The organism is Acidovorax sp. HMWF029, assembly GCF_003060895.1.
Lineage (GTDB): Bacteria > Pseudomonadota > Gammaproteobacteria > Burkholderiales > Burkholderiaceae_C > Acidovorax.
Genome location: NZ_QAIH01000198.1, coordinates 13585 through 23715 on the forward strand (window position 1 = coordinate 13585; position 10131 = coordinate 23715).

Below are 10131 nucleotides of genomic sequence, written 5' to 3' on the forward strand. Positions count from 1 at the left end.
AATGAATTAAGCGGCTGCGGGTGCCAGGGCTTTCACCTTGGCAGACAGACGGCTCTTGTCGCGAGCAGCCTTGTTCTTGTGGAAGATGCCCTTGTCGGCCACGGTGTCCACCACGGCTTGCATCTTGGCGAACAGTTCGGTCGCCTTGGTCTTGTCGCCAGCCAGAACAGCCTTTTCGACGTTCTTGACAGCGGTACGGTACTTGGAGCGCAGCGAGGTGTTCGCTGCGTTGATCTTGACGTCCTGACGGACGCGCTTGCGGCCCGACGCGAGGCGGGGGTTCTTCTTTTTGGGTTTAGCGGATGCCATGATGAATATTCCTTGGGTCTGTGGATGTTGCCAGCAAAGCCGACGATTATAGCCCAGAGAGGGATTTTGGCCACCACACCCCCGAAAGCCTGCCCGCGCCTTCGCCAGGGTATCCACGCGACAGGCCTGTACAGGCGTTGGTGCTGCCCCCTGGGGGGGCGACCATCCAGGGCTACACTTCCTGCGGTGTCGTTATTCAAAGCCGCCTCCACCGTCTCCCTGCTGACCCTCGCCTCCCGCATCACCGGGCTGGTGCGCGAGTTGCTCATGGCCTCCGTCTTCGGGGTCAGCGCCATGACGGACGCCTTCAACGTGGCGTTCCGCATTCCCAACCTGTTCCGCCGCGTGCTGGGCGAGGGGGCTTTCAGCCAGGCTTTTGTGCCGGTGCTGGCCGCCACCCGCGCGCAGGAGGGCGACGACGGTGCCCGGGCGCTGATTGACCATGTGGCCACGCTGTTGGCCTGGACGCTGGTGCTGCTGTGCATTGCCGGGGTGCTGGGCGCACCGTGGATGGTGTGGGCCATGGCCAGCGGGCTTCAGTCCCAGGGGTTTGACGCCGCCGTCACCATGACACGCTGGATGTTTCCGTACATCGGCTTCATGTCGCTGGTCGCGCTGGCCGGGGGCATTCTCAACACCTGGAAGAAATTCGCGGTGCCGGCAGCTTCGCCGGTGCTGCTCAACATCGCGCTCATCCTATCCATCACGCTGGGCGCGCCTTTGTTTGCGCGCCACGGCATCGAGCCCATCTATGCCCAGGCGGCCGGGGTGATGCTGGGCGGCCTGCTGCAGCTGGGCATCCAGGTGCCCGCGCTGCTGCGCCTGGGGCTGCTGCCGCGCATCGGGGTGCGCTGGGCGGCCATCCGCGCCGCCTGGGCCGACCCCACCACCCGCAAGGTGGCGCGCCTGATGCTGCCCGCGTTGCTGGGCGTGAGCGTGGCGCAGATCTCGCTGCTCATCAACACGCAGATTGCCTCGCACCTGGCCACGGGCAGCGTGAGCTGGATCACCTATGCCGACCGCCTGATGGAGCTGCCCACCGCGCTGCTGGGTGTGGCGCTGGGCGTGGTGCTGATGCCGCAGCTGGCCAGCGCCCGCGCCAAGCAGGACGATGAACGCTACTCGGCCATGCTCGACTGGGGGCTGCGCCTGGTGGTGCTGCTGTCGGTGCCCTGCATGGTGGCCTTGCTGGTGTTCTCCGAGCCGCTGGTGGCGGTCCTGTACCACTATGGCGCGTTTGGTGACCAGGACGTGCGGCAGACCACGCTGGCGCTGACGGGCTATGGCGTGGGCCTGGTAGGCATCGTGGCCATCAAGGTGCTGGCCCCCGGGTTCTATGCAAAGCACGACATGCGTACCCCCATGCTGATTGCTGTGGCGGTGCTGGTGCTCACACAGCTGATGAACCTTGTGCTTGTGCGCTACCTGCAGCATGCGGCATTGACGCTGACCATCGGCATCGGCGCGCTCATCAACGCCACTTGGCTGCTGGTGGGGCTGCTGCGGCGCGGCAGCTACAAGCCCCTGCCGGGCTGGGGCAAGTTTGCCCTGCAGGTGATTGCTGCGAGTGCTTTGCTGGCGGTGCTGCTGGTGTGGGGCGCGCAGTATTTCGACTGGGTGGAAATGCGCGGAAAAACCTGGCAGCGCATAGGCCTTCTGGCTGCACTGATGGTGGCGGCTGCCGTGCTGTACTTTGGAGCCCTGTGGGCGGCGGGGCTCAAGCTGCGCCAGATGCTGCGTCGCTGAAACGCCGTGGTATATCGCCCTGAAGGCCACAAATGCCCTGTCAAGATGGGTTTTCTGTCGATTGACGCTGACCGGCGTGATGCTTAAAAATTCACCATGTCCCTGAGCTATTCCGTACCCACCTCGCTGGAGTACTTTGCATCGCTGGTGCACAGCGATGAGCACTTTCCGTTGCTCGAAGCCGCCGCCAGCCTCGCGCAGGACGAATACCCCGAATTCGACGTGCAGCAACTGCTCGGTGATGTAGACCAGCTGCAGGCCCGTATCAAGCGCCGTCTGCCCGCCGACGCGCCCGCGCTGCAGCGCCTGCGTACGCTCAACCAGTTCTTTTTTGCCGACCTGGGTTTTGGCGGCAACATCAACAACTATTACGACCCCGAGAACAGCTACCTCAATGCGGTGCTGCGTACGCGCCGGGGCATTCCTATCAGCCTGGCCGTGCTGTGGATGGAGCTGGCCCAGGGCCTGGGCCTGCATGCGCGGGGCATTGCGTTCCCTGGGCACTTTATGGTCAAGGTGCTGCTGCCCAAGGGGCAGGTTGTGCTGGACCCGATCTCGGGCCAGTCATTGAGCCGCGAGGAACTGGCCGAGCGGCTGGAGCCCTACAAGCGCCGCAACGGCCTGGTGGACGACTACGACGTGCCGCTGGGCCTGTACCTGCAAGCGGCCACGCCGCGCGACATCATCGCGCGCATGCTGCGCAACCTCAAAGAGGTGCACCGCACCCAGCAGGACTGGCAGCGGCTGGTCGCCGTGCTGGACCGGTTGGTCGTGTTGCTGCCACAGGCGTGGGGCGAACGGCGCGACCGCGGCCTGGCCCATGCCGAGCGGGGCAATACGGCCGACGCGGTGGCCGACCTGGAGGCCTATCTGGCCCATGCCGAGGATGGGCTCGACATCGACCTCATTGCGGACCGGCTGAGCGCGCTTCGCAACGCTGGCGGCTGACGTTCAGAAGGGCGTGCTGCCCTGTGGCAGCGCCGCCTGCAGTTGCGCCACCTGACGGCGCAGCTCGGTGTTCTCCGCAGTCAGTTCTGCCACGCGGGCCCGCAGGGCCTGCAGCTCGTCGGCGCCTGCCGCGGCGGCGCCTGGGCTGGAGTCCTGGGCGTCCTTGGCCGTGGTGTTCTCGTCCTGGGGTATTTCTTCGCGCGGCTTGCGCTTGGTGAGTTCGCGCACGCGCTTGGCGGCTTGCTTGAGTTCGTCCTTGCCCGCCACCACGGCCGCCACCTGTTCCTCGGCGGGCAGGGTGGCCACGGCGGCGGCAGCGTTGATGGAAATGGTGCCGGACTTCACGGCAGCCACCAGCTCCGGGGCGGCCTGCTTCTGGATTTTTTCGATCATCACCACCTGGCTGCTGCTCAGGCGCGCAGCCTTGGCAATGGCTTCGCGGCTGCTCAATGGGTCGGGGGCAGGGAGGGCTGCTGCGGCCTCGGGGGCGGCAGCCGGCACCTCGGCCACCGCAGTGGATTCGGCGGGCTCGGCGGCGGTGGCTGCGCGCGCCTTGCGGTCCGCAATGATCTCGCGCTTGCGCAGTGCCAGCACGCCACGCTGGAAGTCCGACACGCTGCGGCGGCCCAGGTGCTGGTCGATCATCCACAGGTGCACGTCCTCCATGGACGTGAAGCGCGGGTTCTGCACGGTCTGGAACGGCAGGCCATGTTTCTGGCAAATGCCATAGCGGTTATGACCGTCCACCAGCACATCGCCCCACAGCACCAGCGCGTCGCGGCAACCCTCGGTCAGGATGCTGCGCTCCAGCGCATCGTGCTCTTCGGGGGTCAGGGGTTCGATGTAGGCTTTGAGTTCTTCGTTGACGACGATGTTCATGGTGGCGGGCGAGTCCGGGGAGCTGGGCAAGGGGCGGCATTGTAGTGGTGCCCGCCACTGCGCCTACCGATCGCGAGCGTCCCGCAGCGCCAGCCAGCCCGCCACCGCCGTGAACGCCACCACCACGGCCACGATGATCCAGAAGCCTTGCGGGTCGTCAGCCAGCGGAACACCCCCCACATTCATGCCGAACAGGCCCGCCAGAATGTTGATGGGCAAGGCCAGCACAGTCACCACCGTCAGCACGAACAGACTGCGGCTGTTGGCCTCTTGCACGCTGGCGGCAATCTCTTCCTGCAAGAGCTTGATGCGCTCCTGCAGGCCCTGCATGTCGCGCAGCACCACCGAGAACTCTTCGGTCGAATCACGCAGCTCCTGCGCATCGTCGGCACTCATCCAGGCGGGCGGGTGCTGCAGCAGGCGGAACAGCGCTGCGGGCTCGGGTGCCAGCAGCCGCTGCAGCCGCACCAGCAGGCGCCGCAGCACGCCCAGCCGGGCGCGCTTGTGGTCCAGTCGGCCCGCCAGCAGCGCGTCTTCCACATCGTCGATGCGCTGGGTCACTCCACGCACGATGTCCACCAGGCCCGAGGCCTGTGTACGCATCAGCTCGGCGAGCAGGGCCACGCTGGAGCAGGGGGCGTTGCCGCTGCGCACCGCCGTGCGCAGCGCGTCCACCGAGCGCAGCGGGCGGGTGCGCCCCGTCACCATCAGGTGCGGGGCCACGCTGGTCCACAGGGTGGCGATGTCCGAGGGTTCGAAAGCGAAGTCGAAGTGCGCGTCGTTCAGCACCGCAATCAGCGTATCGTCGTCGCGCTCGATGCGGGTGGAGACGGAGCGGTCCTTGAGTGCATCGAAAAATGCCTCGGGCAGGTCGGCGTGCCGCTCCATCCAGCGCACGGCCTGGGCATGGCTCAGGTTGAAGTGCAGCCACAGAAACTGGCCTTGGGGTGCCGTGCCCCCGGCCTGCAGGCCCGCCAGCCACTGTGCCGCCTGGGCGGAGTCGATTTCGCACGGTGCGGCGTTGGCGCCCAGCAGGTAGCCGCAGATCAGCCCGGCTGCATCGCCCCCATAGTTCAGGTTGGCGTTTGCGGGGAGCGTGGTGGTGGAAGGAGGAGGGAGATCAACAGGTGGCACGGGCCCGCATCGTGGCCTGCAGGCATGACAGCACCGTGACAGATCACACCGATGTCACGGCACTGTCACTGCGGCGAGCCACCATGTCGCATCTTTTTGCATTGCCGGATGGCTCCCCATGTTCTACAACAACGCCCTTGACTCTCAGGAACTGATGCAGCGCATCGCCAATGACCTGATCGACAGCTACGACGAGGAGCTGGAGCTGGAGATCGAAGACCGCGAGGTAGATGACATCGGCGCCCCCACCGCTGCCGACAAGCTGGCGCGCCAGCAGTATTTCAAGGAGCTCTTTCGCCTGCAGGGCGAGCTGGTCAAGCTGCAGGACTGGGTGCAGCACAGCCGCGAGAAGGTGGTGATCCTTTTTGAAGGGCGCGACGCAGCAGGCAAGGGCGGTGTGATCAAGCGCATCACCCAGCGGCTGAACCCGCGTGTGGCCCGTGTGGCGGCTTTGCCCGCCCCCAACGACCGCGAGCGCACACAGTGGTACTTCCAGCGCTATGTGGCGCACCTGCCTGCGGCGGGCGAGATGGTGCTGTTTGACCGCAGCTGGTACAACCGCGCGGGCGTCGAGCGGGTGATGGGGTTTTGCAGCGACGACGAGTACGAGGAGTTCTTCCGCACCGTGCCTGAGTTTGAAAAGATGCTGGTGCGCTCGGGCATCCGGCTCATCAAGTACTGGTTCTCCATCACCGATGAAGAGCAGCACCTGCGCTTCCTCGGCCGCATCCACGACCCGCTCAAGCAGTGGAAGCTCAGCCCCATGGACCTGGAAAGCCGCGTGCGCTGGGAGGCCTACACCAAGGCCAAGGAAACCATGCTGGAGCGCACCCACATCCCCGAAGCACCCTGGTGGGTGGTGCAGGCGGTGGACAAGAAAAAAGCGCGCCTGAACTGCATTGCCCATCTGCTGGCACAGATGCCCTACGAGGAGGTGCCACACCCCGCCGTGGTGCTGCCCGACCGCGTGCGCAACCCTGAGTACCTGCGCCAGCCCGTGCCCGCCAGCATGTATGTGCCGGAAATCTACTGAATTCAGCGCTTGGTTGCTATTTAATTGATAGCTATAAAGGCATATCTGTTGCGCGCAGAGGGCAAAAAAGTTTCAATAATTTCTGATTGGAACCCTGGGCGACTATGAAAAGGTTTTGAGGCAGGCAGAGCCCGCTCAGTGCGCACGGCCTGAGTTGCCCTGCGACGGAGTGCCCCCGCGCCCAAACTGGTGCCAGGCCCGGCGCAGCTGGGTGTCCGAGCTGAACCCCGCCATCAGCGCCGCCTGCGTCACGTTCTGGCCCGAGCGCAGCGCGGCCTCTGCGGTGGCCAGTCGGATGCGCCGCAGGTACTGCAGCGGGGCAATGCCCGCGTGCTCCAGAAACAGCCGCGTGAGGTGCCGGGGTGATGTGTGTGCCACTTCGGCCATTTGCGGCACGCTCCAGTTGGCCTGCGGTTGCTGCCCCACGGCGTCCTGCACGCGGTGCAGGGCGGGGTGCATGTGGTTGCGGTGGTGCAGAAAGGGCGAGAACTGCGGGTCGTCCGGCCCCCGGCGCAGCCCAATCACCATGGCCTGGGCCACTTGCACGGCCACGGTGGGGCCGCAGATGTCGGAGATGCGGTGCAGCAGCAGGTCGATACCGGTGGTCACGCCTGCGCTGGTGTAGATGGGGCCATCGGCCACGAATACGCGGTTGGCGGCCACGTCGCAGCGGGGGTCTACCCGGGCCAGCTCGTCCAGGTGCAGGTGGTGGGTGGTGGCGCGTCGGCCGGTCAGCAGCCCCGCATGGGCGGCCAGCACGGCGCCCGCACACACGGTGACCAGCTCCAGCTGCCCGGCCACCGGGCGCAGGCCGCGCAGCCAGTGCAGCAGGGCCTGGGCTTGCGCACCGCTCACGTCGATGCTGCGGCCCGCCAGGCCCACCAGCACCACCCATGCAGGGCTGGGCAGCGTGTCGGGCAGCGGCGCCAGGCCGGTGACTGCGACGCCCACGGACGACATCGATTCGGGCGTGGGGCTCACAAAGTGCTGCACAAAGCGCTCTGGATGGCCCTGGGCGACCAGGGTCTGGTTGGCAATGCGCAGGGCCTCGGCGGGGCCGGCCCAGTCCAGCACCAGGCTGCCAGGCAGCAGGGCGAAGTACACATGGATGGGGGAGGGTGTTGTGTCCTGCATCACAAGTTCTTGAAAACGGGGCGCCCCCAGGGCGGTTTATGGCTCCCTGTTCCAGGGGGTGTCCATCTGGCGGGCGGTGCGCTGCGCAAGTGCCGCCCCTGCCAGCCGCGTGACCAGGTGCAGGCTCATGTCTATGCCCGCGCTGATGCCCGCCGACGTGACCAGCGCACCCCGGTCCACCCAGCGCACATTGTCCCGCACGTCCAGTGCGGGAAACTGCGCGCGCAGATCGGCAATGTCCTCCCAGTGGGTGGTGGCGGGCCCTTCGGTGAGCACGCCCGCAGCTGCCAGGATGAACGCGCCTGTGCACACCGAGGCGGTGATTTGTGCGCCACGTGCTGCGTGCGCCACCCAGGCGCGGGTGTCTGCGCAGGCAGCAGCGGCGTCCACCACGCCGCCGGGCACGATGAGCACATCGGGCGCGGTGGCGCTGGTGAAGTCGGCATCGGGCAGCACGCGCAGGCCAGCGCGGGCCCGCACGGGTGCGAGGCTGCGGGCCACGCACTGCACAGCAAACGGTGGTGGTGCGCCAGGCTGCAGGCGCTGTGCCATGCGCGCGGCGGTGGTGAACACTTCGTACGGGCCGCCCAGGTCCAGGGCTTCCACCTCGTCAAAAATGAGGATGGCGATCTGCAGCGGCTTGGCGGTCGGGGTGTCGGGCGTCTTGGTCATGGTGCGGTGGTGGCCAGGTGGGGCGCAAAGACAGTGCGCGGATAGGTGCTGCGCGCCGTGGCTGCGGCGTCCAGGTCCACATCGACCGTGCAGAAGGGGCGCTCTGCCGTGGTGCGGGCCAGCAGTGCGCCGTCCGGGCTGATGACCCAGCCCGCGCCGCCATAGGTGCCTGCGGCGTGGTCCGCGCGGTTGGACGACAGGCTGTACGCCCCGGTGCGAACGGCGGCCACGGTGCCCACGGCCAGCCATTTGTCGGTGGTGGCGGCTGCTGTGGCGCGGGGGGACAGGATGGCTTGCAGACCGCCCTGCACCGCATAGTCGGCGTACGTGTCCAGCGCCCAGAGTTCGGTGCAGATGTTCAGGCCGAAGCTCAGCGGCCCCGCAGTGAAACGGGGGAATGCGGCATCACCGCGCTCAAACCACTGTGCCTCCCAGCCGCCCGGCTCGTCGGGCAGGTGGAACTTGCGCCGCAGGGGTGCATAGCCCGTCTGCGCAGACCAGAGAAAGCCTTCGTTCAAGCGCCGCCCACCCGCAGTGATCGGGCGCGCGCCCACCACCCAGTCGGCGCCCAGCTCGGGCAGGCGGGCTTCCCAGGCGCCGCTGAGTGCCACAGCGGCGCTCCAGCGCGCGGGATCGGCGTGGGAGGTTTCCCATACCGGTTCGACAAAGGCGAACTCAGGCAGCAGCACCAGCTCGGATTGCGCGCTGCGGGTGTGGGCGCACAGCGCGGCCCAGGCGGCTTCGAGACGGTCGGGTTGATAGGGCAATTCGCAGACAGTGGCGCGCATGGTGTTCTCCGAGGGTCAGGCTGCGGTCGTTTCCAGCGCGTCCAGGGCGTCCAGTGCTTCCTGCACGGTGCGCAGGGTGGCAAAGCGGCCTTGCAACACCGTGGCAGTGCGGGTCTTGATGTCGGCGGCTGACAGCACCTGGCCGTCGGGCTGCACCATGTCCCAGGTGTGGGTGGCATCTGGCACGTAGTCCACCTCCCAGCCCAGGTCCGAGGCGTGGCGTGTGGTGGTCTCGCAGCATTGTTCGGTGCGGATGCCGCTGATGATGAGGCGCTGGATGCCGTGGCGCGTCAGCCATACATCGAGCCCCGTGCCCACCAGCGCGCTGTGGCGCGACTTGGTGAAAGTGGCTGCAGCCTCGAAGGGGGCCAGACCATCGAGCGCGCGCACCTGCCCAGACACCTGCGAAAACGCGTTCTCGGGCACTTCAGGGCCTTGGCTGTGAAACACCCGCACCACCGGCACGCCGCGCTCTACGCACCCTTCGATCAAGGCGTTCTGGGCCTGCAGGTAGGCGGGCAGGCCGTGCGCGGTGAAGAAGGGGCGGTGGCGGAAGGATTCCTGGACGTCAATCACTATCAGACATGATTTCATGGTGCGCTTCTTTCAATGGGTGCTCAGAAGCCTTGATTTTTCATACTGTTGGACACAGAGTCCGCGCCACAAGGGACAGGTTTCGATCAATTTAAGCCATTGCTTGATAGGCTGGCTGGTGCAGTGGTCCATGTTCGCCCGAAGTGCCTGGGTGATTCTTGCTGCTATCGGGGTTTTGCGCTTGATGGGTAATGTTTTATTGCTATCAAATGGATAGTGATTGCGCAGATTTCTCTACAAGCTGTTATGGTGTCTAGGGTTTTCCCTAGTGTGGTGTTGCACCCTAGGTTCTTTGCCCCTTTGCAGTCCATCTGCCCACCACACACCTCCCCGCCATGGCCCGACGCTCCCGCTTGTTCTCCCTGTCAGCGCTGACGCGGGCCTACCAGCGCAACCTGAAGGCCTTTGCGCGGGCAGCGCGCCCTGTGCGCGCCAAGGCTCCGGCCGCGCCGCGCCGGGTGGCGCCAGCGCCTGCGGTGCCCGCCCGGCGTGCAGCCAGCAAGCCCGTGCCCGCACGCGGAGAGTGGGTGGGCGGCATGGCCCCCGGGCCAGCGGGCGCCCGGCGCTACCACCTCTACATCCCGCCGGGGCTGGCGCTGAAGGCGGACGAAAAGCTGCCCTTGCTGGTCATGCTGCATGGCTGCGGCCAGACGGGGGGTGACCTGGCCGCCGCCACGCGCATGAACCGGCTGGCCGCGCGCGAGCGTTTTCTGGTGCTCTACCCCGAGCAGGAGCGCATGGCCAACGCCCATGGCTGCTGGAACTGGTTCGAGCGCCGCAACGGCAAAGCCCAGGCCGAGGCTGCCACGCTGCTGGCGGCGGTAGACAAGGTGGCCCGCCGCCACCCGGTGGACTTGGCCCGTGTTGCCGTGGCAGGCTTGTCGGCCGGTGCCA

General features: G+C 66.6%; 11 protein-coding genes. 4 read left to right on the forward strand and 7 right to left on the reverse strand.

What is annotated here, in order from left to right; translation table 11 throughout:
• Positions 1-6 precede the first annotated feature (6 nt).
• Entirely contained in the window at positions 7-309 is a 303-nt protein-coding gene (gene rpsT / locus DBR12_RS13875; protein WP_015015385.1) for a 30S ribosomal protein S20, read from the reverse strand.
• A 186-nt stretch (positions 310-495) separates the two neighbouring features.
• Between rpsT and murJ the strand changes: the two genes are divergently transcribed.
• Together murJ and DBR12_RS13885 are read left to right on the forward strand one after the other, a co-directional pair.
• Positions 496-2055, forward strand: a complete 1560-nt coding sequence (murJ, locus tag DBR12_RS13880; RefSeq protein WP_108617796.1) for a murein biosynthesis integral membrane protein MurJ — start codon at positions 496-498, stop codon at positions 2053-2055.
• 96 nt (positions 2056-2151) lie between these two features.
• The gene (locus DBR12_RS13885) at positions 2152-3003 is read left to right on the forward strand and encodes a SirB1 family protein (protein WP_108617797.1); all 852 of its coding nucleotides are present in this window, start codon (positions 2152-2154) and stop codon (positions 3001-3003) included.
• A 3-nt stretch (positions 3004-3006) separates the two neighbouring features.
• Here the strand turns inward: DBR12_RS13885 and DBR12_RS13890 are convergent, their stop codons facing one another.
• Positions 3007-3882 carry a plasmid replication/partition related protein gene (locus tag DBR12_RS13890; RefSeq protein ID WP_108617798.1) on the reverse strand — a complete coding sequence of 292 codons (876 nt, stop codon included), beginning with the start codon at positions 3880-3882 and terminating at the stop codon, positions 3007-3009.
• A 63-nt stretch (positions 3883-3945) separates the two neighbouring features.
• Positions 3946-5016, reverse strand: a complete 1071-nt coding sequence (locus DBR12_RS13895; protein ID WP_199226691.1) for a transporter — start codon at positions 5014-5016, stop codon at positions 3946-3948.
• 118 nt (positions 5017-5134) lie between these two features.
• On the opposite strand from DBR12_RS13895, the gene ppk2 reads away from it, so the two are divergent.
• On the forward strand, positions 5135-6049 hold the full coding sequence (ppk2, locus tag DBR12_RS13900) for a polyphosphate kinase 2 (protein ID WP_108617799.1): 915 nt from the start codon (positions 5135-5137) through the stop codon (positions 6047-6049).
• Between the two features lie 135 nt (positions 6050-6184).
• Here ppk2 and DBR12_RS13905 read toward each other — a convergent pair whose 3' ends face one another.
• The 4 genes from DBR12_RS13905 to DBR12_RS13920 are packed head-to-tail and all read right to left on the reverse strand — an operon-like array spanning position 6185 to position 9237.
• The gene (locus DBR12_RS13905) at positions 6185-7183 is read right to left on the reverse strand and encodes a GlxA family transcriptional regulator (RefSeq protein WP_108617800.1); all 999 of its coding nucleotides are present in this window, start codon (positions 7181-7183) and stop codon (positions 6185-6187) included.
• A gap of 36 nt (positions 7184-7219) precedes the next feature.
• On the reverse strand, positions 7220-7855 hold the full coding sequence (locus DBR12_RS13910) for a DJ-1/PfpI family protein (protein WP_108617801.1): 636 nt from the start codon (positions 7853-7855) through the stop codon (positions 7220-7222).
• Positions 7852-8643, reverse strand: coding sequence for a carbon-nitrogen hydrolase family protein (locus DBR12_RS13915; RefSeq protein WP_108617802.1), 792 nt, complete (start codon positions 8641-8643; stop codon positions 7852-7854). The genes DBR12_RS13910 and DBR12_RS13915 overlap by 4 nt, the downstream gene beginning before the upstream one ends.
• A 15-nt stretch (positions 8644-8658) precedes the next feature.
• Entirely contained in the window at positions 8659-9237 is a 579-nt protein-coding gene (locus DBR12_RS13920) for a cysteine hydrolase family protein (RefSeq protein WP_108617803.1), read from the reverse strand.
• Positions 9238-9572: 335 nt separating this feature from the next.
• Here DBR12_RS13920 and DBR12_RS13925 point away from each other — a divergent pair.
• The coding region (locus DBR12_RS13925) for a PHB depolymerase family esterase (protein ID WP_233244504.1) at positions 9573-10131 on the forward strand (559 nt) is incomplete at its 3' end.